Origin of the sequence: Polaribacter haliotis, assembly GCF_014784055.1 — a bacterium.
Classification (GTDB): domain Bacteria; phylum Bacteroidota; class Bacteroidia; order Flavobacteriales; family Flavobacteriaceae; genus Polaribacter; species Polaribacter haliotis.
The window spans coordinates 2,532,062-2,557,663 of the sequence record NZ_CP061813.1; the positions used below are offsets into that span (position 1 = coordinate 2,532,062).

21 protein-coding genes are annotated in these 25,602 nt (G+C 30.3%); 12 read left to right on the forward strand and 9 right to left on the reverse strand.

Annotated features, from left to right (window positions below):
* The first annotated feature begins 29 nt into the window (after window positions 1–29).
* The 5 genes from H9I45_RS10925 to H9I45_RS10945 all read left to right on the forward strand — a co-directional run bounded on the left by H9I45_RS10925 (window position 30) and on the right by H9I45_RS10945 (window position 5,408).
* Window positions 30–1,580 (forward strand): serine hydrolase, encoded by a 1,551-nt coding sequence (locus H9I45_RS10925; RefSeq protein ID WP_088352555.1) that lies wholly within the window; start codon window positions 30–32, stop codon window positions 1,578–1,580.
* A gap of 1 nt (window position 1,581) precedes the next feature.
* Window positions 1,582–2,847 carry a branched-chain amino acid transport system II carrier protein gene (brnQ, locus tag H9I45_RS10930; protein ID WP_088352556.1) on the forward strand — a complete coding sequence of 422 codons (1,266 nt, stop codon included), beginning with the start codon at window positions 1,582–1,584 and terminating at the stop codon, window positions 2,845–2,847.
* Between the two features lie 51 nt (window positions 2,848–2,898).
* Window positions 2,899–3,738, forward strand: a complete 840-nt coding sequence (locus H9I45_RS10935) for a helix-turn-helix domain-containing protein (protein ID WP_088352558.1) — start codon at window positions 2,899–2,901, stop codon at window positions 3,736–3,738.
* Between the two features lie 640 nt (window positions 3,739–4,378).
* Window positions 4,379–4,930: a carboxymuconolactone decarboxylase family protein gene (locus H9I45_RS10940; protein ID WP_088352559.1), complete on the forward strand. Its 552-nt coding sequence runs from the start codon at window positions 4,379–4,381 to the stop codon at window positions 4,928–4,930.
* 109 nt (window positions 4,931–5,039) lie between these two features.
* Window positions 5,040–5,408 (forward strand): cupredoxin domain-containing protein, encoded by a 369-nt coding sequence (locus H9I45_RS10945; RefSeq protein ID WP_088352560.1) that lies wholly within the window; start codon window positions 5,040–5,042, stop codon window positions 5,406–5,408.
* A gap of 57 nt (window positions 5,409–5,465) precedes the next feature.
* Here H9I45_RS10945 and H9I45_RS10950 read toward each other — a convergent pair whose 3' ends face one another.
* From H9I45_RS10950 to H9I45_RS10965, 4 genes are read right to left on the reverse strand one after another with little or no spacing between them, the layout of a single operon-like run.
* A complete protein-coding gene (locus H9I45_RS10950) occupies window positions 5,466–6,044 on the reverse strand; it encodes a hypothetical protein (RefSeq protein WP_140422717.1) in 579 nt (192 codons plus the stop codon).
* Between the two features lie 4 nt (window positions 6,045–6,048).
* Window positions 6,049–6,639, reverse strand: coding sequence for a hypothetical protein (locus tag H9I45_RS10955; RefSeq protein WP_140422718.1), 591 nt, complete (start codon window positions 6,637–6,639; stop codon window positions 6,049–6,051).
* A gap of 10 nt (window positions 6,640–6,649) precedes the next feature.
* Entirely contained in the window at window positions 6,650–7,702 is a 1,053-nt protein-coding gene (locus H9I45_RS10960; RefSeq protein ID WP_088352564.1) for a ligand-binding sensor domain-containing protein, read from the reverse strand.
* A gap of 2 nt (window positions 7,703–7,704) precedes the next feature.
* On the reverse strand, window positions 7,705–8,268 hold the full coding sequence (locus H9I45_RS10965; protein ID WP_088352565.1) for a YceI family protein: 564 nt from the start codon (window positions 8,266–8,268) through the stop codon (window positions 7,705–7,707).
* A gap of 194 nt (window positions 8,269–8,462) precedes the next feature.
* On the opposite strand from H9I45_RS10965, the gene H9I45_RS10970 reads away from it, so the two are divergent.
* Both H9I45_RS10970 and H9I45_RS10975 read left to right on the forward strand, forming a co-directional pair.
* Window positions 8,463–9,329, forward strand: coding sequence for a winged helix-turn-helix domain-containing protein (locus tag H9I45_RS10970; protein WP_088352566.1), 867 nt, complete (start codon window positions 8,463–8,465; stop codon window positions 9,327–9,329).
* Between the two features lie 91 nt (window positions 9,330–9,420).
* Window positions 9,421–10,206, forward strand: a complete 786-nt coding sequence (locus H9I45_RS10975) for an alpha/beta fold hydrolase (RefSeq protein WP_088352568.1) — start codon at window positions 9,421–9,423, stop codon at window positions 10,204–10,206.
* Here H9I45_RS10975 and H9I45_RS10980 read toward each other — a convergent pair.
* From H9I45_RS10980 to H9I45_RS10990, 3 genes are all read right to left on the reverse strand, one after another.
* A complete protein-coding gene (locus tag H9I45_RS10980) occupies window positions 10,203–11,291 on the reverse strand; it encodes an acyltransferase family protein (protein ID WP_317043367.1) in 1,089 nt (362 codons plus the stop codon). The two genes, H9I45_RS10975 and H9I45_RS10980, sit on opposite strands and share 4 nt — an antisense overlap.
* A 121-nt stretch (window positions 11,292–11,412) precedes the next feature.
* Window positions 11,413–12,126, reverse strand: a complete 714-nt coding sequence (locus H9I45_RS10985) for a LytR/AlgR family response regulator transcription factor (protein ID WP_088352569.1) — start codon at window positions 12,124–12,126, stop codon at window positions 11,413–11,415.
* 11 nt (window positions 12,127–12,137) lie between these two features.
* On the reverse strand, window positions 12,138–13,181 hold the full coding sequence (locus H9I45_RS10990; protein WP_228454869.1) for a sensor histidine kinase: 1,044 nt from the start codon (window positions 13,179–13,181) through the stop codon (window positions 12,138–12,140).
* A gap of 191 nt (window positions 13,182–13,372) precedes the next feature.
* Between H9I45_RS10990 and H9I45_RS10995 the strand changes: the two genes are divergently transcribed.
* The 5 genes from H9I45_RS10995 (at window position 13,373) to H9I45_RS11015 (ending at window position 22,339) form a co-directional block, all read left to right on the forward strand.
* Window positions 13,373–16,462, forward strand: a complete 3,090-nt coding sequence (locus tag H9I45_RS10995; RefSeq protein WP_088352570.1) for a SusC/RagA family TonB-linked outer membrane protein — start codon at window positions 13,373–13,375, stop codon at window positions 16,460–16,462.
* 11 nt (window positions 16,463–16,473) lie between these two features.
* On the forward strand, window positions 16,474–18,147 hold the full coding sequence (locus H9I45_RS11000; protein ID WP_088352572.1) for a SusD/RagB family nutrient-binding outer membrane lipoprotein: 1,674 nt from the start codon (window positions 16,474–16,476) through the stop codon (window positions 18,145–18,147).
* Window positions 18,148–18,302: 155 nt separating this feature from the next.
* The gene (locus H9I45_RS11005; protein ID WP_088352573.1) at window positions 18,303–20,336 is read left to right on the forward strand and encodes a beta-N-acetylhexosaminidase; all 2,034 of its coding nucleotides are present in this window, start codon (window positions 18,303–18,305) and stop codon (window positions 20,334–20,336) included.
* A gap of 2 nt (window positions 20,337–20,338) precedes the next feature.
* Window positions 20,339–21,226 carry an SMP-30/gluconolactonase/LRE family protein gene (locus H9I45_RS11010; protein WP_088352574.1) on the forward strand — a complete coding sequence of 296 codons (888 nt, stop codon included), beginning with the start codon at window positions 20,339–20,341 and terminating at the stop codon, window positions 21,224–21,226.
* Window positions 21,227–21,334: 108 nt separating this feature from the next.
* Window positions 21,335–22,339 (forward strand): sugar kinase, encoded by a 1,005-nt coding sequence (locus H9I45_RS11015; protein ID WP_088352575.1) that lies wholly within the window; start codon window positions 21,335–21,337, stop codon window positions 22,337–22,339.
* Between the two features lie 63 nt (window positions 22,340–22,402).
* On the opposite strand, the gene H9I45_RS11020 is transcribed toward H9I45_RS11015, so the two are convergent.
* Both H9I45_RS11020 and H9I45_RS11025 read right to left on the reverse strand, forming a co-directional pair.
* Window positions 22,403–23,698 carry an aminopeptidase P family protein gene (locus H9I45_RS11020; RefSeq protein WP_088352576.1) on the reverse strand — a complete coding sequence of 432 codons (1,296 nt, stop codon included), beginning with the start codon at window positions 23,696–23,698 and terminating at the stop codon, window positions 22,403–22,405.
* A gap of 296 nt (window positions 23,699–23,994) precedes the next feature.
* Entirely contained in the window at window positions 23,995–25,329 is a 1,335-nt protein-coding gene (locus H9I45_RS11025; RefSeq protein ID WP_088352578.1) for a DEAD/DEAH box helicase, read from the reverse strand.
* Window positions 25,330–25,602 lie beyond the last annotated feature (273 nt).

Genomic DNA, 25,602 nt, shown 5'->3' on the forward strand with positions numbered 1-25,602 from the left:
ATTTCACGTTTAAAAATAATTCTACAATCATGAAATTTATAAAAGGATTCATTTTCGCTTTTCTGTTATCATCAACAGTTATTTCTGCTCAAATTCAAGATAAAAAATTAGACAAATTAATCCAAAAAACGCTTACAACTTTCGATGTTCCTGGTATTTCTGTCGGAATTTTAAAAGACGGCGAAATTGTCTACGCAAAAGGTTATGGAGTTCGTTCTTTAACCACAAAAAAAGACATGAACGAAAATACCTTGGTTGGTGTTGCTTCCAACAGTAAAGGTTTTACATGTTTTGCGTTGGCAATGATGGTAGATGAAGGCAAATTAAATTGGGATGATAAAGTAAGAAAACACATTCCAGAATTTCAATTATATGATGCTTGGGTAACACAAGAATTTACGGTTAGAGATTTGGTTACACACAGAAGTGGAATGGCTTTAGGTGCAGGAGATTTAATGTTTTTCCCTGAAGGAAACGATTTTACTGTTACAGATGTTATCAAAAACGTAAAACACTTAAAACCAGAAAGTTCATTCCGAAGTAAATTCGCTTACAACAACAATATGTTTATAATTGCTGGGGAAGTTTTAAAACGTGTAAGTGGACTTTCTTGGGAAGAATTTATCGAACAAAAAATTATGAAACCTGTTGGAATGAACAACAGTAAAGCGTCTTATAACAGAGTTACAAATCGTACAAATATTATTGATGCGCATACAAGAACTGAAGGAAAAGTTGTGCAAATTCCTCATGATTGGAGCGAAACAGCAAACGCTGCAGGAGGAATTGTAAGTAACGTAAAAGACATGCTTACTTGGGCAAAATTTTTAATGAATGATGCTGTAACTTCAGATGGAAAACGCTTGTTAAGTTCAAATCAATTTCATGAACTTTGGCAATTGCAAACACCTTTAAAAGTAGGTAAAAACGATTGGTACAATTCCAATTTTAGAGGTTATGGTTTGGGTTGGTTTTTAACGGATGTAAAAGGCGGACACAAACAAGTATATCACACAGGTGGTTTGTTAGGTACTGTTACACAATTTACTATGATTCCTGATTTAGATTTAGGAATTATTGTACTCACAAACCAAATGAATGGAAACGCATTTAACACGATTACAAACACGATAAAAGACAGTTATTTAGGCTATAAAGACAGAAATTGGATAAAAACCTATGGAGATAGAAATGCAAATTATCTAAAATATAACGATAGTATAAAAGCAAGCGTTTACAAAAAAGTTTCTTTGGCTAAAAACAATAAAAGTTTACCAAAACCGAGTCAGATTTTGGGTACTTATAACGATGCTTGGTTTGGTGATGTTGTGATTTCTTTTGATGGCAATAAATACACCATAAAAAGTAAAAGATCTACTGATATTTCTGGCGAATTATTACCTTACAACCAAACAACATACGTTGCAAAATGGAATAACAGAAGTTTCGATGCTGATGTTTTTGTAAACTTTACTTTTAATGAGAAAGGAAACGCAGAAAGTGCAACTATGAAGTTTGTAGCACCAATTACCGATTTCAGTTTCGATTTCGAACATTTAAACCTTAAAAAAGTCAATTAAATTGAATAAAAAAAAAGAAATTTGGATTGCCGGTTTTGCACTTTTCTCGCTCTTTTTTGGCGCAGGAAATTTAATTTTACCACCATCTTTGGGCGCAAATTCTGGTGCAGATTGGTGGATTGTTGTGTTGGGTTTTGTACTAACTGCAGTAACAATTCCTATTTTGGCAATTTTTGCACACGCAAAATTACAAGGAACTTTGTACGATTTTGGTAAAAAAGTTTCACCTCTTTTTAGTACGGTTTATTGTTTATTAATTTACAGTATTGCCATTGCAATTCCATCACCAAGAACAGCAGCAGTTACCCATGAAATGACTGTGCAACCATTTTTTGAAACTACACCACTTTTAACAAGTGTAATTTATTTTGTGTTGGTTTTTATTTTTGCCATAAACAGGACAAGAGTAATTGGTTTAATTGGTAAGTTTTTAACGCCAATTATTGTGCTGATTCTACTAATAATAATCGGAATTGCATTTTTTACTTCATCAGGAACTGTAAATCCATCCACATTTAAAACACCTTTTGTAGACGGAATTTTAGAAGGTTATCAAACTTTTGATGCAATTGGGGGTGTTGTTGTTGGAGCTGTAATTATTATCTCTTTAAACTATAGTTCGCATACAACTTTCGATGCCAAAAGAAGACTCATTAGAAAAGCTGGTTTTATTGCAGGAGCAGGATTGTTATTAATTTACGGAGGTTTAATTTTAAGTGGATCTTTATTTAGTTCAACATTTGCAGAAGGCGCCTCCAGAACTGAAATTTTATCTAGTTTAAGCACACAAACTTTAGGACATTTAGGAACTACTTTTTTAAGTGTTTTGGTGGCTTTAGCGTGTTTTACAACAGCAGTGGGTATTGTAACAGGAACTGCAGATTACATCAAAGGAATTTCCAACGATTCTAAAAAAGCGTATATAATTACTGCTGCGATTGCTTCCATAATCGGAATTATTGTGGGAAGTTATCAGGTAGATTTCATTATTACATTAGCAGTGCCAGCATTAATGTTCTTATATCCAATAACTATTGTACTGATTTTATTGAATATTGTTCCTGATAAATATGCATCTAAATTGGTATTTAGAGGTGTAGTTTTAGTGACGTTTATTTTTAGTATTCCAGATTTTTTAGGATTTGTAATTCCAAGAGAAAATTTAGTGGGCATTAAAAATATAATTCCATTGGCAAACTCAAGTTTAGGTTGGGTAATTCCTGCTATTTTGGTGTTTTTTGGGTTGAATTTGATTAATAGAAAGTAATTTTTTAATTTTTCTAAATATTTTACGACCAACAAAAAAACAAACCACAATTTGGCAGTTCAAGACATTACAAAATATTCGTTTAAAGACACTTTTTCATTAAGCACAGTTCAGTTTGATAAAGCGTGTACTATAAATCATAACGAACAAATAAACGCGTATGCTATTTATTGGATTCAAGAAGGAAAAGGAACCTATAATATCGATTTTGAAGAATATTCTTTCGACGATAATGTGTTGTTTTTTCTTTCTCCAGGACAAGTTTTTTCAGTCGATTCAGAAAAAATAAAAACAGCCTATAAACTTACTTTTGTGCGAGATTTTTACTGCATACAAACACATGATAAAGAAGTAGCTTGTAACGGAATTCTCTTCAACAATATTTATGAAACTCCGTTTGTAAAACCTTGCGAAAAAGATACAGCAAAACTCAACTTTATTTTAGAGAGTTTGGTGGAGGAATTTCAGCAAAACGAAACTGCACAATATGACATGTTGCAGGCCTATTTAAAACAATTTATCATTCACGCAGTTCGTGTAAAAAAGGAAAATCACGTTATAAAAGAAGACACAGAAACCCGTCTTTTTAAAGATTTTAGTTTGTTGGTAGAGCAGAATTTTAAAAAGCTACATTCTGTAACAGATTATGCAAATAGATTAGGAATTTCGCCAAAATCTGTCACGAAACACTTTCAGAAATTGGGTACAAAAACACCTTCAGAATTTATTAAAAATCGCATTTTATTAGAAGCAAAACGTCAGTTAATTTATACAGATAATACCGTAAAAGAAATCGCTTTCGAGCTCGGTTTTAACGATCCTGCCTATTTTACACGCTTTTTTACGAAGGCAATTTCCAAGTCTCCACTTCAATTTAAAAAGGAACATTAGCATCCATCTTTTTATTAGGGCGTGCCTTTTTTCAAAAAAGAAAAAAGTCAGGCTTTCACAACTCGCTTTTTTAAGTTTTATCAAACTTAAAAAGAGCTCAAACAACTTGTTCAATCCTTCACGCGTGCATTTTTGCCAACGATATTTCCTTGTCCAAACAGAAGGAACTTTTGTCCATTTTTAAACCTTCATGTTGGTTGCATCTTTGCAGTATCAAAACGAAAAGTGTTTTTGAGAGCATCTCAAAACTCCTTTAAAATTGTCTTTCCTGCGTAGGCAGGAATCAAACAAGTAAAATATAACAATTATGAAAACAATAGAACAAACACAATGTCCAAACTGTTGGGGTTACCAAACGTATGATGAGCAAAATCCAGAACAACAAGTTTGCGATTGCAAATAGCAATTTGTCATTTCGAATATTGCTGAAATCAAAATATATTTTGATTGAAAGTACCTTGCGAAGCAAATAGTGGAATTGAGAAATTTCGATTTTAATAATTTAATAAAAAGATTTCTCCACAAGGTCGAAATGACAAGAAAATAATAGTAACAAGATGCTGAAACAAGTTCAGCATAAAATAAATAAAGTTTAACACCAATAAAAAGATGCTGAACTAAATTCAGCACACAAAAAATTATGAGCACATTTAATGTACCAACAAAAAACGAAGTATCAGAAAACAACCAAGCAATTTTTAATCAGTTAGAAAAAGGATTAGGTTTTGTACCAAATTTATATGCAACTTTTGCACACAGTGAAACAGCTTTGGCAAACTTTTTAGCAATAGGAAATGGAAAAACAAGCTTTTCAGCAAAAGAAAAAGAAGTAATTAATTTGGCTGTAAGTCAAGTAAACGAATGTGTGTATTGTTTATCTGCACACACTGCAATTGGTAAAATGAACGGTTTTACAGAAGACCAAATTTTAGAATTAAGAGCAGGAACAGCTTCTTTTGACACAAAATTAGATGCTTTGGCAAAATTTGCAAGAAACATCGCTTTAAATAGAGGAGCAACAGACCAAGTAATTTTAGAAAACTTATTCGAGCAAGGTTACACAAAAGGAAACGTTGCAGATGCAGTTATTTTAGTAGGAGAAATTACAATTACAAACTATTTACACAGAACAACAGAAGTAGCTGTAGATTTTCCAGCAGTAGAAGTATCAGATATTTTAGAAACAGTTTAATTGGAAAGAATTCCTCGAAGTTTTTCTTCGAGGTTCCTTTAAAACTGTCATTCCTGTGAAAACAGGAATCTATAATCAATTTCAATTTAATAATAAATAAGTAACAATCATGAAAAAAATAATCGCAATTTTAGTATTCGTAGTAGGTTTTGCATTCAATGGAAATGCACAAGAAGTTAAAACAGTTTCATTAGAACAAACAAAAGGAGAATTCACACAAAAGCAAATTACTTTATCTGAAGGAACGTATGTTTTTAAAGTAACCAATAACAACGCTTCTCCAGAAGTAGGTTTGGTTTTAATTGAAGATGGTAAAGATGGAAAAAAACCAGAAAACCATATAAAAAACGCCTATGTTTCCCAAATGGTTAAGCATGGTAAAACAGAATCTTCTAAAAAAGTAACACTTAAAAAAGGGACTTATAAATACTTTTGTCCTTTTAATAAAACACCACAATATACTTTAATAGTTGAGTAGTTTTTAAGTTTAATTAGTTGAAAAGACGAGCAGAAGTGCTCGTCTTTTTTTATGTTTTTATTTTTCACAAAATACTTTATTTAACTCAATTTCTTGCAAGGTTTTCCAAATTTTATGTTTCGAGTTTTTTGGAGATAATCGAAAAACAGTAACGTTTTTTTGCTGTTTTTTACAAAAGAACTGTTCTCCTTTTATATGTACAGTAATTACTTTTCCAGTATGAAAACCATCGAAAAAAGTCATTTCTCCAGTAAAATTATTTGGTGAGTTTTTATCCTTTTTAAACTTTACTTTTGGATTCGGAAATTCTTTCGCCCAATGATTTGGTTTCATTAAACCATCGAAATAACTTTTAAGATTATGTTCTGCTTCTTTAATAGTTATTATAGCAGTTGCATCTATTTTCCAAGCAATAACCAAAGACCAGAATTCATCACTTTTAGCATCTGCCCAATTTGGCGAAAAGCGAAGTTCTTCAAAACCTGAGACTTTTAAATCTGGTGCCCAATCTATAGGAAATTTAATAATTTCTTTTTTCCAATTTTTGGTATTTTTAAGAATTGAAAACTCTTCTGTTTCTTGAGATAATAGCAGGTTCACACTAAAACAAAACAGAATTAAAAATATTTTTTTCATGCTCTTATTTTTTACAGAATTTATTTACCAATTCAATATCATTTAAAGTTTCCCAAACTTTATGTTTAAATTCTTTCGGAGAAAACTTAAATAAAATAACCGTCTTTTGAGTCTTTTTACAATAATTGCTTTCAATTTTTACATTTAAAACGATTCTTTTATTTGTTGCAAAATGGTCATAGGTATCTACTTTTCCTTCAAAAAATGTGGTTGATTTTTTCTTATTTATTCTTTGTATAGTTGCAGTTGCTTTTTGCTCGATATTATGGTTATCTCGAACATCATTTAAACCATCGAAATATTTTTCTAAATCTTGTTTTAGTTGTTTTGCAGTAATTTTTTCATCAAAATTAATAGACCAAACATAGGTATAAGACCAAAAAAGGGTATGTTCTGGAGTTCGCCAACCTTTTGGCGGAAAACGAACTTCTGCAACTCCAGTATAATTGATGTTTTTTGCAAAACGAATAGGAAAAGGAAACATTTCTTTTCCCCAAGTGCTGTCTAATTTTATTAGATTTTCGGTTTCAGTTTCTTGTGAAAAAGCTGAAACAGAAATAAATAATGTAAATAGTATTAGTATCGATTTTTTCATTTTTATATTTTTATTTCCAAGGTCCATTTGTGGTAACATTTACAATTTCTTCTCCATTAATTCTATATAGACCACCTGCACAACCCAACCAAATAGTACCATTTCTATCTTTTAAAACACTCATGGTAGATTTTAGAATCTTATAATTTTTAAATGTTTTTCCATCAAACATATAAAGACCATTTTTTAAAGTACTAATCCATAAGTTGTTTGTGCGATCTTTAAAAATTTGATACACATCATTCTTTGTAAAACCTTTTATTTCAGGGAAATTTATAAATTTTGAATCTTCATATTTTTGTACTCCACCTTTTCCAAAACGTTTATTTGGGTCTGCATTGTCTTTTTCTGCGACTCTTGTACCAAACCAAATATCTCCGTTTTTGTCTTCTGTAATTTCTTGCACATTGTTAGAAAAAAGCCCATCTTTTTTTGTAAAATGAGCAAACGATTTCCCATTAAATTTACTTGCTCCATATCCATCCTTTCCAAACCACATATTTCCTTTAGAATCTTCCATAATTTGGGTAATCCAATTTTCAGTATCCTTATTTGGTGTTGTTTTAATGATAGGTTTTGGCAATGTAAAATTTGTAAATGTATCACCATTAAACGTGCAAACACCATTCCAAGTTCCTACCCATAAAGTACCTTTGCTATCGATTATTAAATTACTAATTGCATCACTACAAAGACCATCTTTTTTGCTATAATTTGTAAATGTTTTTCCATTATATTTAGACAAACCTGCACCTGTTCCAAACCATAAAAAGCCATTATTATCTTCAACTACACAAACTACTCTATTGCTGGGTAAACCATTATTTGTAGTTAAAAAAGTTAGTTTTTTTCCATCGTATTTTGCAATTCCTTTTTCTAAAGTACCAAACCAAAGATTGTTTTTCGAGTCTTCGAAAATACTTACAACATAGTCTGCAATTTGGGTTGTGTTTTCTATAATTTTCTCAACTTTAGCATTCTTTTTTTGTGAATTACAAGAGGTGTAAAAACCAATAAATAGAGTAAAACATATTAATTTTAGGGTTAATGTATCTATTTTCATAATTATAATTTTATTGAAACTTCAAAACCGATTGCATCAGAAATTGCACCGTCTTTAAACTTACTCTCATAGTTTACTTTCCATTTTTTTCTGTCTATCTTAAAACGTGTTTTCATTTCTTTTTCTTTATAGTCGAATTTTGCTTGAAAATTAATTGATTCTGTAATTCCTTTCATCGTTAAATCGGCTTCTAATCTTGCACTTATTTTATCATGATATTCAACTTTTGTTATTTTTAAAGTTGCCAATGGAAATTTTTTCACATCAAAAAAATCTGGCTCTTTTAAATGATCAACTAAACTGTTTTTTCCTTTCTGTTCTTCAATATCGGTATTTATAATTGAATTCATATCAATAATAAATTCGCCACCAGAAATTACATCATTTTCTTTTATGAAATAACCTTCTTTAAAATTTATAAATCCATCATGTCCTCCAAAATAGAAAGTGTATTCTCCAATCCATTTTATCGTGCTTTTTTGAATGTCGATTGGAAGTTTTTCTTGCGAAATAGAAAAGTTAATAGAAAGAATTGTGATTGCAATGAATAAAATACTTTTTTTCATAATTAATGATTTAGATTTTAGGTCCCTGCCTTCGCAGGAAAGACATTTTAAAGGTGTTTTGAGATTTTCACAAAACGTGTTCCTTGATTTTTCTGTAAAACTATTTCTACATCAGAAAAAAAGTGTCAAAAAAATGTAAAAGAAGTCCAAACAGTTGCAAAAATTGATAAAAATGTAGGTTATTTGTACCACTTATGAAGCAAAACAAGGTTTTATCAATATTAATTTTGGCAATTGTTGTTTTTGGTTTTTGGAGTTTTGTAAAACCAAAACAAGACAAAACTGATTTTTCTGAACGTGCAAAAATTGCATTAAGAGAAGTTGGAAATCAGTTATTGTTGGCTAATAAAGATTCTGTTTCTTTAATTTTACCAATCTTAAAAATTGACGATTTTAAATATCAAATTTCCTTTGAAAAACCACTTTCGTTCGAGCCAAATACGTTAGTTGAAATCATAAAAACCGTTTTCGATAAAACAAATTTTCATAAAAATTACAGAGTTGAGGTTATCGAGATTTCTTCAAAAGAAGTGGCTTATAGTTACGAGATAAATGTTGAAGAAGAGCAAACAATTATTCCTTGTGCAGGAAGATTTTTACCAGAAAATAAGTATCAAATTGAAGTAAAATTTTTAGGTTTAAAAACTTCTTCTAATTATATGTGGTTGTTTTACATTTTTATTCCGTTGATTTTAGGAATTCTTTACAGAAAATTTTATTCGGATAAAAAAACTTTAGAAACACAAGAAATAGTACCAGAAAATGGAACACATTTGGGTATTTTTCAGTTTTTTCCAGAGCAAAATAAATTGGTTAAAAAAGCAATTGAAATCAACTTATCTAAAAAAGAATGTGAGTTGTTAGAAATCTTTGTGGCGAATCCTAATAAAATTATCAAAAGAGAAGAACTCACAAAAAAAGTGTGGGAAGATAATGGCGTTTTTGTTGGTAGAAGTTTAGATACCTACATTTCTAAACTCCGAAAAATCTTAAAAGAAGACGAAAATATCAAGTTGATAAATGTGCATGGAGTTGGTTATAAATTAGAGATAAAAAAATAAGAAATTAAGGATAAAACGTTAATAAGTTGCTATTTAAGATTTGTAAACGATAAAAACATTATTTTTACACTTAACTTAATTAAAATTTCTATTGTTAAACTACTATTCATATCCTCATACAACTTCTAAAGAATGGGTAACTTTTGTACATGGTGCAGGAGGAAGTAGTTCAATTTGGTTTAAGCAAGTACGTGACTTTAAAAAACATTTTAATGTTTTAATTCTCGATTTACGAGGTCATGGAAACAGTAAACCAAAACTAAAAGACACTTTTAAGTCTAAATATACTTTCGATTCTATTACCAATGATATTGTTGAGGTAATTGAGCATTTAAAGATTGAAAAATCGCATTTTATCGGAATTTCTTTGGGAACAATTTTAATAAGAAATTTGGCTGAGAAAAGACCAGAATTAGTACAAAGTATGATTATGGGTGGTGCAATTATCAAATTGAATTTCCGATCTCAAGTACTAATGAAAGTTGGTAATATCTTTAAATCTGTGGTTCCTTATATGCTATTGTACAAACTCTTCGCATTTATTATTATGCCGAAGAAAAATCACAAGAAATCGAGATTATTGTTTGTAAACGAAGCCAAAAAATTATACCAAAAAGAATTTTTACGTTGGTTTAAATTGACTTCAGAAATAAATCCACTTTTGCGTTTTTTTAGAACAAAAGATATTAAAATTCCTACATTATATGTAATGGGAGCAGAAGATCATTTGTTTTTACCTTCCATTAAAAATATTGTTTCTAAACACAAAACATCATCACTTTTTGTTGTGGATAATTGTGGTCATGTTGTAAACGTAGAGCAACCAGAAACGTTTAACAAACAAACCATTGGTTTTATAAATGCTTTATCGATTTAAACTTTTATAAAAATTTTCTTTTTGAAGAGAATATAGCCTAAAAGTACATAAAAAACGACTACTGTAATTGCATATAATAAAGACGAAAACTCAGTACTAAAAAACGATTGAGCATACATATTCTTAAACAAAAAAGAATGGATATTTTCTGTTTCGCTTACTTTGGTTAAATAGAAAGTTTTAGAGATAAAGCTAGAGAGAAAATAGATGGTAATTGCATTCATACCAACATATTTAAAAACACCTCCAAACTTTATGTTTTTTATATCTACTAAATAATAAATTCCTGCTAATATTAAAGTTGCCCAACCACTTGTTGCTAAAACAAAAGAACTGCTCCAAATTGCTTTATTTATAGGGAACCATACATTTAAAGTATAGCCTAAAACTAAAAAAACGAGAGAAATAAGAAGTAGTGGTTTTACGTTTTTTAGTTGATCTAAAAGTGTTCCTATCAAAACACCTATAAGACAAGAGGCAATTGATGGAATAGTACTTAAAAGACCTTCTGGATCGTAATCTGGTTGCCACATATGTTTTCCTAAAATATTGGAATCTATGTACATTGCCCAATTATTTGGTGCTCTGTTAAAAGTTGGTAAAGTTCCATTTGGCATTGAAATAAAACCTAATAAAACCCAATATATAATAAGAATAGAAACTGTAATTCCTGCTAAAACTCTCCAATTAAAATGAAGATATAAAATTGCAGAGATAAAAAAGACAATTCCAATTCTTTGCAATACACCTAAAAAACGAAGTGTTTCAAAATCTTTTAAAAAAGGGAAATATGGAATAAAAAGGTTTAAAAATAACCCTAAACCAATTAGTTTTAGAGATCTTATGGCAATTTTCTTATAAATATTTTTTGATGGGTTTTTGTATTTGTAAGCAAAGAAGATAGAGATTCCAACAATAAATAAAAAGAAGGGAAATATTAAATCTGTTGGTGTTAATCCATGCCATTCTGCATGTAATAATGGAGGGTAAACTGCGCTCCAAGTTCCTGGAGTGTTAACTAGAATCATTGCACAAATAGTAATACCTCTTAAAATATCTACAGATTCAATTCTTTTTTTTATCATAGTTAAAGACATTTAGATAATCGAAATGTAACATTTAACTATGTAAAAGCTAAATTAATTCTGCCAATAACAGCAAATAGATGTTAAACAAGTTTTTAAATGAGATAAAGAGAGGTTTTTGTTAATCTGTATTCAGTATAATTTTTTTAGCGTGGTTTACGTATTTTCTTCCAATAGGAATTCGTTTCGTATTTATTTCTACTAAATTTCCTTCGACAGATTTAACTTTATCTATAGCAATAGCAAATGAACGATGAATTCTTAAAAAACGATCTTCTGGTAATTCTTCAATAATACTAGTTAAAGATTTATGAACTACATAGTTATCGATAGTTGTAAATACTTTTATGTAGTCTTTTAGGCTTTCAATGTATAAGATATCATCAAATTTAATTTTTACAAGCTTTTTTTCTACCTTTAAAAAAATATAGGAATCGTTATTTATGTCTTCTTCCTTGGTTTTTATTCCTCTTTTAATTTGTACTTTTTTTGTAATTCTATTAATTGTTTTTAAAAACCGACTAAATGGAATTGGTTTTACTAAATAGTCTAAAACATTTAAATCGTAACTATCTACTGCATATTCTCTGTAGGCTGTTGTAATAATAATTTGAATATCTGGATTTAATGTTTTTGCGAAATCTAAACCAGACATCTTAGGCATATTAATATCTAAAAACAAAACGTCAACTGCTTTATTTTGTAATGTAGATAAAGCTTTAACAGGATTATTAAAAGTAGCTAAAATTTCAAAATTCTGAAACTCTTTTAAATGGCTTTCCACCACTTTTATCGCAAGTGGTTCATCATCTATAATTATACAGTTTATTTTCATTTGAACAGATGTTATAGTTGTATGGTTAAATCTACTATATATTTATCGTCTTTTTTCACTTTAGACAAAGTATATTTATTTTTAAATAGAAGCTCTAATCTTCTTTCTATATTTTTGTTTCCAATACCATGTTTCTTGGTTTGTTTTACAGTCGGGTTGTAATTATTTGCTACAGAAAATCTTAGAAGATTGTTGGGTGTTAATTCGAATTCAATTAGTATTTCTAAATTCTCATTTTCTTTAGAACCGTGTTTAAAACAATTTTCAATAAAAGGTAAAAAAAGTAAAGGCGGTACTTTTTGATTACTAATGGCTCCTTGCATTGTAAACTCTACAATCAATTTATCATCATACCTTAATTTTTCTAAATCTATATAATTTTGAATGTGCTTTATCTCTTTTAAAAGTCTAATTTTAGGTTCTTTAGCATCGTATAAAATATATTCCATTATTTCAGATAATTTTAAAACAACGTCAGATGCCTGTTTGTTATCCGTTAATGTTAATGCATATAAATTATTTAAAGTATTAAAAAAGAAATGCGGTTGTATTTGTGCTTTTAAAAACTGTAGTTCTGTTTTTAGTTGCATCGCCTGCAAATTATCTACTCTATTTTTTTCGTACATCCAATCTAACATCAATTTAATGGTAGAAGCAAATGCAATTACATAAATCTCACCTAGAACAACTGCTAGAACATGGTTAAAAGTAAATGCTTCTTGAATACCTTCTGCCTCTGGCCAAATATTTTTTGATACCAATAAATAGTTAAAACCAGTTCTAACGAAATAAAGTAATATTAACGAAAAAATAAAATATAAGAAAAAGGTGTAGTATTTCTTTTTGAGAATAAAATTTGGAAATAAATAATAGATATTAAAATAGACAATAATTATATGTAATGGAAATTCTACTAAGTTCGATTTTATAGAATACCAGTAGTCATTAAAATAGCTTCCCCATCTAATAAAATTTAAAATAAAATAGCCTCCCCAAAATATAAAATGATATTTAACAGGGATTTTATAGCTGGTATTTATTAAAGGTAATTTCAAAAAAAAACAGTATTTATTTTAAAGTTATGAGTAAAAGTAACAAAAAAGAATTGTACAGAAATCAATATTTAGTTTATAGCTAAAAAAATGTTATTCGTTGTTAATTTAATGTTGTTTGTATATTTTTTTTTGCATTAATATGTTTTAAACATACATTTATTGAAGATAAACTAAATTAATTCAAACAATTCATGAAAAAATTTTACACACTAATTGTAATTTTTTCTTTGGCTTTTTCCAATAATGGATTTGCCCAAGAAAAAACGATTTCAGGTAAAGTAACATCAAAAACAGATGGAGCACTTTTACCTGGAGTAAGCGTTATTGTACAAGGTACAACAAAAGGAACCGAAACAGACTTTGATGGGAAATACACCATTAAAGCAAACGTTGGCGATGTTTTAAGCTTTTCTTACTTAGGTATGAAAGAGAAAACAGTAACTGTAACAGGATCTAATACAATTGATGTCTCTCTAGAAGATGGAGAAAATCAATTAGACGAAATTGTAGTAACTGCATTAGGTATTAGCAGAGAGAAAAAATCTTTAGGTTATGCTGTTTCCAATTTAAAAGGAGCATCAGTTTCTTTAGCGAAAGAAGCCAATGTTGTTAATTCTTTAGCAGGTAAAGTAGCTGGAGTTGTAATTACACAGTCTACATCTGGTTCTGCTGGAGGTACTAGAGTTGTTATTAGAGGAAATAACTCTATAACAGGTAATAACCAACCATTATATGTAGTAGATGGTGTTCCAATAGATAACTCTGGAAATGGTTCTGCAAATGGAAATGGAACATCAGAATTTTCTAGAAATGATTTAGGTACAGGTATTTCTGATATTAATCCAGATGATATAGAATCTATGTCTATTTTAAAAGGACCAAATGCAGCTGCATTATATGGTTCTAGAGCAAGTAATGGTGTAATTCTTATTACTACAAAAAAAGGTGGTACAGGAAAAGGTTTAGGTATTTCATTTACTTCGAACATTTCTATGCAAGATCCTTTATTATTGCCAGAATATCAAAATCAATATGGAGCAGGAGTTAATGGCGCTTTTGCAGCAGACTTAAACCAGTTGAAAGGTGCTGGATCTTGGGGGCCAAAATTCGATGGTTCTCAACAATTATATTATACAGGAGAAAACAGAGCTTACTCTGCGCAACCAAACAATGTTAAAAACTTTTTTAGAACAGGTTCTAATATTGTAAACACAATAGCAATTAGTAAAGCAACAGAAAACTCTTCTCTACGTTTTTCTTATTCCAATTCTAAAATAAACGAAATTTTACCAAACTCTTCAGTAGATAGAAATAATTTTAATTTAAGAGGATTCTCTAAAATTACAGATAAGTTTTCTATAGATGCTAAAGTTACTTACTTTTTACAAGATGCTAAAAATCGTGCAAGTCAAGGTACAGAAGGTATTATGGCATATTTATATGGTTTAAGAAGAAATATAGACATTAATGATTTAAAAAATTATCAAGATTTATCTCAAGGATATGGTGTAATTGCTCCAACAAATAGTGGAGGTAACCCATATTGGATTTTAAACGAAGATAATAATGAAGATACAAGAAAAAGATTTACTGGTTTTGCAAAAGCACAATACGAATTTAACAGTAATTTTAAAGCATTTGTAAGAGTTGGTACAGATGTAATAGACCAACAAACAGAAAGATACCAAGCAACTGGGCATCATTTTAAACCATTAGGAACTTTAGGTTATAATACTTACGATACATCAGAAACTAATTACGATTTCTTAATGATGTACAATAAAGATATAAATGACGATTTTAGTTTAACTGCTAATTTTGGTGGAAATGCATTACATGCAACATCTAAATTTTCATCAATTTATGGAGAAGAGTTTAAGATACCTGGAAAACAATACATCACAAATACGAATCCAGAAAGGTTAAGAGTATCGCAATCGGAACTGGTAGAGAAAAAAGTACACTCTTTATATGGTTCTGCTTCTTTATCATACAAAGGAATGGCTTATTTAGACATTACAGGAAGAAACGATTGGTCTTCTGCATTAGCTGCTGAAAACAGATCATATTTTTACAATTCTGCAAGTTTAAGTTTGCTTTTAAATAAGATGTTTAATATCGAATCTGAAAACATAAACTTTACAAAATTACGTTTAAGTTATGCTAAAGTTGGTAATGATACAGATGCACATCAAATCGTAAATTTATTTAACGTTGCAGCAAATGGTTATTTAGGCAATATATCAGTTGCAGCTCCTACTACAAAGTTTAGTAAAAGCTTAAAACCAGAAGACGTAACATCTACAGAAATTGGTTTCGAAATAAAAGCCTTTAAAAACAGGCTTTTCGCAGATTTCGCATATTATTCTATAAATTCTAAAGATTTAATTTTTAATGTTCCAGTAGATCCTGCAACAGGGTTTCAGTTTTTTAGACAAAATGTTGGAGAAATTACAAACAAAGGTTTTGAGGTTATGATTGGAGGTACTCCAATTAGAAACGAAAACTTCGACTGGAGTATTTCTGCAAACATTGCAGGAAATAAAAATAAATTAGAAAGTTTAATTGACGGGCAAGACTTTTTCCAATTTACAACAAGTAATAATGGAGTTGTAGATGTAAGAGCACAAGTTGGCGAAGGTTTTGGAGATATTTATGGTACAGATTGGTTAAGAACAGATGATGGTAAACTTTTATTAACTGCTGCTGGACGTCCACAAGCAACTTCAGAAAGAGTTAAATTAGGAAATTATCAGCCAGATTTTACTGGAGGTATTACAAATACATTTAATTACAAAAACTTTAGTTTAAATTTCTTAGTAGATTTTAGAATTGGTGGTCAAATTTATTCTGCAACAGATGCAGCTTTAGACAATAGTGGTGCATCTATTAGATCTTTAAAATATAGAGATGGAGGTGTAACTTTAGATGGTGTTATAGATAATAATGGTACTTTAACACAAAACACAACAAATATCACTGCTCAAGAATATTGGGGATCTGCATCTGGTGTTGCATCAGAATATGTTTACGACCAAACAAATGCTAGATTAAGAGAAGTAAGTGCTACTTACAGATTATCATCGAAAGCATTACAAGACACATTTATAAACGCTGCGTCTGTAAGTTTAACAGGAAGAAATTTATTCTTTTTCTTTAGAGATAGTAAAAACTTCGATCCAGAAAGTAGTTATTCTACAAGTAACTTTGCACAAGGTGTATTATATTATAACCTACCTACAACAAGTAGTGTTGGGCTTAGTTTAAATATTAAATTTTAAAAGCATATAAAATGAAAACAATAAAAATAATTCTATATAGTGCTTTATTTCTTGTAACGGTTTCTTGTACAGGAGACTTTGACGAAATAAACACAAAACAAAATGGTTTTGAATCGAGTGAATTAAGTGCAAAGTTTTTTATTACAGAAACTCAATACCAATTATACGCACCAGGAAGATTCGAATATTGGAGAGCACATTTAATTCATGCAGATCGTTTTGCTGGGCAATTTACTTTTGGACACGATGTTTCATGGTGGAGTGATGGATTAAGTTATACTTACAATGGAGGTTATACAGATGCTTCTTGGGGTTGGTTTTCTAATTATTTTGGAAAAGTTAAAAACTTCTTAGAGTTAACCAAACCAGGTGGAGATTTCGAGAATGATAGAATGTATGCTACAGGGCTTATTATTAAGTCTTTATATTATCAAATGTATACAGATACTTTTGGAATGATTCCTTATAGCGAAGCTGGTGTAGAAGGAAATTTAACACCAAAATACGATAGTCAGCAAGAAATTTATACAGGAATTATTGCAGATTTAGATGAAGCAATGACAATAATTGGTTCGCAAACAAGTACTGGAGTTTTAGTAGATGATTTAGGAAATAATGATCTTTATTGTGGTGGTGATTTACAGAAATGGAAAAAATTAGCAAACACACTTAAACTAAGAATTGGTATGCGTGCTCTTGGTGCAACTGGCGAAAACTTTGCAACCACGACAATAAACGAAGCTTTAAATAATCCATTATTAGATGATACTACAGGAAGTGTTACAATGGAGAAAGATGTAAAAATTGGGCAATTTGGAAGTGGTGCTTATGGAGATGTTTGGACCAATTTTGGTGGAGGTTCAGATTGGACAATGGGAGCAACGTTAATTAATTCATTAAAAAAGAATAACGACCCAAGATTATCTATTTATGCAGCTCCTGCTCCTGGTGGAGAATTTGTTTTCGAGAAATCAGCTTCAAATCCAAACTATCAAGAACAATTAGATTTTATGATTAGTAATTTAGACGAAGCGAATGCTACTTACACAAAAACTATTGTTGGAGATAAAACAACATTGGTAATTGATGCTAATCAATATATTGGACAACCAACAAGATTAAATGGATTAATAAAACCAATGGTTAAATTTGATATGTTTAGCAAGCCAAGCAGTATTATTATACAAGCAACTGGAAAAGGAGTTCCTGTATATCCTGAAATAATTATGACAAGTGCAGAAGCTTATTTCTTAAAAGCAGAAGCAGCTGTTAGAGGTATTGGTAGTGGAAATGCGCAAAGTTTATTTGAATCTGGTATTAGAGAAGCAATGAAGTTATGGAATGTGCCAAGTGGAGATGTAGACACTTATGTAACGAATGAAGCTATAGCAAATATTTCTGCAGGAACTTTAGAGGAAAAATTAGAAAAAATTGCAACTCAGCGTTGGTTAGCTAGCTATACAGATGGTTTTGAAGCTTGGGCTGTTGTTAGAGATTATGGATATCCAAAAGAATTAGCAGATGGAGTTTCAAACACTGCTATATTCGAACTAGGAACTTTAAATGGTAAATATCCACAGCGTCTGCGTTATGGAAGTGGAGCTCAATCGAATCCTAACTACACGAATGCTGTTTCTACACAAGGGGCAGATAATCAAGGAACTAAATTGTGGTTTGCTAAATAATTTTAGCAAATATATTTAAACATTTTCTACAAAATATATTTTGATTTGAATTAATTCAACCGGAAAATAAATACAATTTTCCGGTTGTTTTTTTACCAAACTTCTTGCTTTTTTTTAAAATTGAAGTTATAAAATATCTTAAACTAAAATAATTTATGAAAAAAATTATTTCAATTATAATTTTTGGTCTATTTGGCTATGTTTCTTTTTCACAGAATAAATTATCAGATACTTTTAATTTAATGCCTTGGCCACAAGAAATTACTAAAAGTAATACTACTTTTAAAATTGATGAAAAACTTACAATTTTTATCAATGGAAAAGATGCAACAGAAAGAGTAAATAAGTCTTCTGTGCAATTTTTAAGAAGACTTGCCAATAAAACAGGCGTTTTTATAGACGAAGGTTTTCCAACAAAAAATAAAAACGCATCTATAGAAATTAATTTTCATTCAGTTTCTAACTTAACAACAGAAAGTGATGAATCTTATTCATTAAACATAGATGATAATAAAATTACAATTAATGCAAAAACAGATGTTGGTGCAATAAGAGGTTTAGAAACACTTTTACAATTGGTTAATTTTAATAAAAAGGGTTATTATTTTGAAGGAGTTTCTATAACAGATTTTCCAAGATTTGTTTGGCGAGGATTAATGATAGATGTTGCACGTCATTTCCAACCTGTTGCAGTTATCAAAAGAAATTTAGATGCCATGGCTTCAGTAAAATTAAATGTTTTTCATTGGCATTTAACAGACGACCAGGGTTTTAGAGTAGAATCTAAAGTGTTTCCAAGGTTGCAAGAAGTTGCTACAGATGGTTTATTTTATACACAAGAACAAATAAAAGATGTAGTAAAATATGCTTCTAATTTAGGGATTAGAGTAGTACCAGAATTTGATGTTCCAGGACATGCATCTGCCATTTTAGCAGCCTATCCAGAGCTAGGTAGCAAAGAAGGTTACGAGTATAGTGTAGAACGTTTTTCAGGTGTATTTCACCCAACTTTAAATCCTGCTAAAGAAGTAACTTATCTTTTTTTAGAAACCTTATTTACAGAAATAGCACCATTATTTCCAGACGAATATTTTCATATTGGAGGAGACGAAAACGAAGGAAAACATTGGGACGAGAATATAGAAATTCAGGAATTTAAAAAGAAACATAATCTAAATACAAATCACGATTTACAGACTTTTTTCAACATTAAATTAGAAAAAATATTGAAGAAATTAGGTAAAAAATTAATGGGTTGGGACGAGATTTTAACTCCATCTACACCAACAACAGCAGTTATTCATTCTTGGAGAGGAAAACAAGAAGGATTAAAACAAAGCACGTTAATCGAAGCTGCGAAAAAAGGCTATCAAACTGTACTTTCCAATGGTTATTATATAGATAGAGTACAGTCTGTGGAAAAACATTATAATGTAGATCCAATAGGAAATACAGTTTTAACGAAAGAAGAGCGCAAAAGAATTTTAGGAGCAGAAGCAACCATGTGGAGCGAGTTAGTTACACCACTAACTATTGATTCTAGAATTTGGCCAAGAACTGCTGCAATTGCAGAACGTTTTTGGTCTAATAAAAAGGTGAATGATGTAAATAATATGCAAAAAAGATTGAAAGTTGTAACTTTTCAATTAGAAGAATTAGGAATTACACATCTTAAAAACAAAGATGTTATTTTAAGAAATATAAGTAATTCCCAAGATATTCATGCACTAAAAACACTTACGAATATCTGTGAACCATTAAAGATTTATTCGAGAAACAAAGGTGGTACAGAATACAAAACATTCTCTCCATTTACTTTATTTGCAGATGCTTGCACTCCAGATGCAACAGATGCAAAAGCTTTTAATAAAGCTGTGGTGAGTTTTTTAGCAAATAAATCGAAAGAAAATCAAACAAAATTAATTGCCTTTTTTGACCTGTGGATTAATAATCATACAAAGTTTCAAAAAATAAATAACAACCCGAAAACCGATGTTTTAGAACCACTTTCGAGCAATTTAGCGTTGTTATCTTCAATCTTAAAAACAGGATTAATTTCAGGTAAATTATCAACAAATAATTACAAAAAAGTTTTAAAATTGATAAACAAATTAGAAAAACCGATTGCAGATACAGAATTGGTAATTACATCAAAATTAAAAAAACTATTAGTAAATTATAAAAAATAAAAATGTTGAAGAAAACCTTTCTAAAAGCACTCCCACTATTACTTATAGGGATTTTTTCTTCTTGTAAAGAAGAACAATTAAGCAATAAAAGCACCGATTTTACAAAAGCATCTCTTTTTACAAGTGGTATTGAAGGACCAGCTGTAGATAGCCAAGGAAATTTATATGCAGTTAACTTTCAAAAAGAAGGAACTATTGGTAAAGTCGATAAAAATGGAAATGCCTCTCTACTTATAAAACTTCCAAAAAACAGTATTGGAAATGGAATTCGTTTTGATAAAAACGATAATATGTTTATTGCAGATTATGTGAATCATAATATTTTACAAGTAAAAAAAGGCGAAAATAAAGTTAGAATTTATGCATCCGATTCCACTATGAATCAACCGAACGATTTAGCAATTGCACCAAATGGAAATTTATATGCAAGTGACCCAAACTGGTCTAACGATACTGGTAATTTATGGTTAGTAAAAGACGAAAAAATTATTTTATTGGAAAAAGATATGGGAACTACCAATGGTGTTGAGGTAAGCCCAAATGGACAAAAACTGTATGTAAATGAATCTGTACAACGAAATATTTGGGTGTATGACATCAATTCAGATGGAACAGTTACAAATAAGAAACTATTCAAGAAATTTACCGATTTTGGAATGGATGGAATGCGATGTGATATCGAAGGAAATCTATACGTTTGTAGATATGGAAAAGGAACTGTAGTAATGCTTTCTCCAGAGGGAAATGTATTGAGAGAAATTGTTTTAAAAGGGAAAAATGTAACCAATATTGCATTTGGCGGAAAAGACAAAAAACAATGTTTTGTAACAGTTTCAGATAGAGGTTGTTTTGAAACTTTTTTTGCTGAATTTCCAGGAAGAAGTTTTTAAAAACACTTACTAATTGCATTTTTAATAGAATAAGCACTTCATTTTTGAATTATTAATACGTAATAAAAATATTTTATCAAGTATCTTTACTTTTTAAAAGTTAGTATTATGAATCAAATAATTACATTCGGAGAAGTTCTAATGCGAATTTCACCTTTAGGAAACAGAAAATTTGTACAATCTAATTCTGTAGAATTCTATTTTGGAGGAACAGAAGTAAACGTAGGAATTTCTATCGCAAATTTTGGCGGAAACGTAAAACATATTTCTTGCATTTCTAATGATTTTATTGGAGATACAGCAATTTCTTACCTAAATAAATTTGATTTAGATACTTCTGCAATCGTACGTTCTGGAAGACCTTTAGGTGTTTATTTTTTAGAAGTTGGTGCAGTAATGAGAGCAAGTTCTATTTCTTACAATCGTTCTCATTCTTCATTTTCGGAAATTGTGCCTTCCATGGTAAATTGGGAGAAATCTTTAGAAAACGGAAAATGGTTCCATTGGACAGGAATTACACCAGCTTTAAATAAAGGAAGTAAAGACACTTTGTTAGAAGGCTTAAAATTAGCTAGAAAACAAGGAATGCAAATTTCTGCGGACCCAACTTACAGAAGTGGTTTGTGGAAATATGGCGAAGATGCAAAAGAAGTCTTATCAGAATTAATTAATTATTCAACCATTTTTATTGGCGGAATTAACGAAATAAACGAACTTTTAGGTACTGATTTTTCTTATTCAAACGAAGATTTTGAAGAAGCAAGCAAACAACTAATGGAGAAATTTCCTTCCATAGAAAAAGTGTTTGATAAAATTAGAACTTCCATAAATTCTTCATGGCACAAAATACGTGCAAGAATGTGGAATGGTAAAGAATTTAAAGAAACCGAAGATTTAGATATTACACATATTGTAGATAGGATAGGAACTGGAGATGCTTTTGCAGCAGGTTTAATTCATGGTTTGCAAAACTTCGACGATTTTAAAGCGATGCAATTTGCTTCTGCAGCTTGTGCTATAAAACATACCTATTTAGGTGATGTAAATTACGCAAACGAAAAAGATGTAATGACAATTTTAGACGGAAATACAACAGGAAGATTAAATAGATAATATTTAAAATAATAAGCAAAAAAAAGCGAGTTGAAAAACTCGCTTTTTTAAATTTAATTCAGTTTAAGACTGGTTCATAATATCTTCAATCTCATCTGCTTCAATAGGAATATTTCCCATTAAATTAAAAGGTTCTCCTTTTTGTTGAATTACAACATCGTCTTCTAAACGAATTCCAAAACCTTCTTCAGGAATATAAATTCCAGGTTCTACAGTAAACACATTGTTTGCTTGCATTGGCTCATGTAAAAGTCCATAATCATGCGTATCTAAACCAATATGATGGCTCGTTCCATGCATAAAGTACTTTTTATAAGCTGGCCAATTTTTATCTTCATTTTGTACATCAGCTTTATCTAACAAACCTAATTTTAATAGTTCAGAAGTCATAATATCACCAACTTCTACATGATATTCTTTCCAAATAGTTCCAGGAACTAATAATTTTGTTGCTTCTTTTTTCACGTGATTTACAGCATTATAAACTGCTTTTTGTCTGTCAGAAAAACGACCAGAAACAGGTACAGTTCTACTTAAATCACTTTTATAATTTGCATATTCTGCAGCAATATCAAACAAAATTAAATCTCCAGCTCTACACTCTTGATTGTTTTCGATATAATGCAAAACATTGGCATTATTTCCTGAGGCAATAATTGGTGTATATGCAAATCCTTTAGACCTATTTCTAACAAATTCATGTAATAATTCCGCTTCAATTTCATATTCCCAAACACCAGGTTTTATAAAATTTAAAATTCTGCGGAAACCTTTTTCAGTAATATTACAAGCATGTTGCATTAAATCCAATTCAATTTGGTCTTTTACAGAACGTAAACGCTGTAAAATAGGATTGCTTTTCGCAACAGAATGAGCAGGATATTTTGCCAATAACCATTTTGTAAAACGATCTTCGCGAGTTTGAGTTTCTACATTTGCTCTATAATGTTCGTTGGTGTTAATGTAAAAAGTATCTGCATAAGAAGACATTTCAAACAAGATTTTATGTAAATCTTGAAGCCAAAAAACAGTTTTAACGCCACTTGTTTTAAAAGCAGCTTCTTTGGTTAGTTTTTCTCCTTCCCAAACAGCAATATGATCGTTAGTTTCTGTAACAAATAAAACCTCTCTTAAATCTTCATTTGGGCAATCTGGAAACAACATTAAAATACTTTCTTCTTGGTCTACACCAGATAAATAGAAAATATCTCTGTGTTGTTCAAAAGGCATTGTACTATCTGCACTTATTGGATAAATATCGTTAGAATTAAAAACAGCAATACTTTTTGGCTTCATTTGAGAAGCAAAGTTTTTACGGTTTTTTATAAATAATTGTGAGTCTATAGGATTGTATTTCATGTTGAATTGTATTTAAAACTCAAAGGTAAGAAATCTAAACCCCAACATGAAATGAGAAGTAGATAACTACAAATTTATCAACTTTATTAAATAGATTAAAATATTACCACATAGAAACATAGAAAACATAGAGTTTTGCGCCCTATTTTAATATTATTAACAGGCAAATTCGCAGAAAATGCACAGATTTTCCCTCAAAGATTTTTCCACAAAGATTGGCTATGTTTTCTATGTACCTATGTCGTAAAACTCCACAAACAGGCTAATTTCCCCCTTTGGGGATTAAAAAGGGCTTTTTAATAACGCTTCTTTTTAGGAGCTCCAGTTCTACCTCTTCCAGAAGTTGCACCAGCAGGTTTATTTCCTTTAAAGTGTGGTTTTCTTTTTGGTCTTTTATCATCAGAAGAACTTCCAGGATTTCCATTAGAAGGTCTTTGCTTTTTCTTTTTCCCAAAAGAACCTTTACTCTGTGTAGCAGCTCTTTTTGGTGGGGCAGTATCAGTAGGTTCAAAACCTTCTAAAACAGAAGAATTTAACTTCTCTTTCAATATTTTTTCAATTTCACTTTGGTATTCTACTTCCTCACTACACACAAAAGAAATTGCTTCTCCAGCTGCACCAGCTCTACCAGTTCTACCAATTCTATGCACATAATCTTCTGGTACATTTGGCAATTCGAAATTAATTACGTGAGGTAATAAAGGAATATCTAAACCACGAGCAGCAATATCTGTTGCCACCAATATTTTTATAGAATTATCTTTAAAATTCTTTAACGCTTTTGTTCTTGCACCTTGACTTTTATTTCCATGAATTGCAGCCGCAGAAATGCCAGCTTTAATCAATTTTTCTGTCAATTTATTAGCACCGTGTTTTGTTCTTGTAAAAACCAAAACTTGTGTCCAATTGTTATCTTTTATTAACTTTATAGCAAGCTCTGTTTTTTGCTTTTTATCAACTTTATAAACCTTGTGCGTTACTTTTTTAGCGGTAGAATTTTGCGGAGCAGTTTCCACAGAAACTGGGTTTCTTAAAATAGTAGCAGCCAATTTTTTAATATCGTTCGAAAAAGTGGCCGAAAACATCAAATTCTGACGCTTTTCCGGCATAAAACTAATAATTTTGTTAATATCTCTAACAAAACCCATGTCTAACATTCTGTCTGCTTCATCCAAAATTAAAACGTCAACTCGTTTAAAAGAAACCGCTTTTCTATCATGTAAATCCAATAATCTACCAGGAGTTGCCACTAAAATATCTACTCCGTTTTTTAATGTTGCAATTTGTGGTTTTGCATTAACTCCACCAAAAACAACAGCAGATTTTATGTTCACATATTTGCTGTATTCTCTTACGTTGTCATAAACTTGTGCTGCTAATTCTCTTGTTGGCGTTAAAACCAAGGCACGTAAAGGTCTGTATTTTGGGTGTTTCGTTTCCGATAAATATTGTAAAACTGGCAAGGTAAAACCTGCTGTTTTTCCAGTTCCTGTTTGGGCAGAAGCTAAAATATCTTTTCCTTCTAAAATATACGGAATTGCTTTTTCTTGTATTGGTGATGGTTTGGTGTATCCTTTTTCCTCAACTGCTTTTACCAACGCTGCAGATAAACCTAAATCTTTAAATGTCATAAATAATATTTACGAAACACGCTTTACGTAGCGGTTTCTGTGGGCAAAGATACGTTGTTTTTAGTTGAAGGCATTTAATTATTTTTTGGGCGTTTTAACAGGCTTTCGCTACTCGCTTTTTTTGTTGAAAAAACAAAAAAGAGCTCAAACAGGTCGCTCTATCCTTAACGCTTATGGAGTGTTTGGCAAAGCTTGTGAACTACTTTTAAATTCGTGAATTCTTGGCAAAACAATCCTAAAACATGTTAATTTTTTTGATATTCAATTTACAAG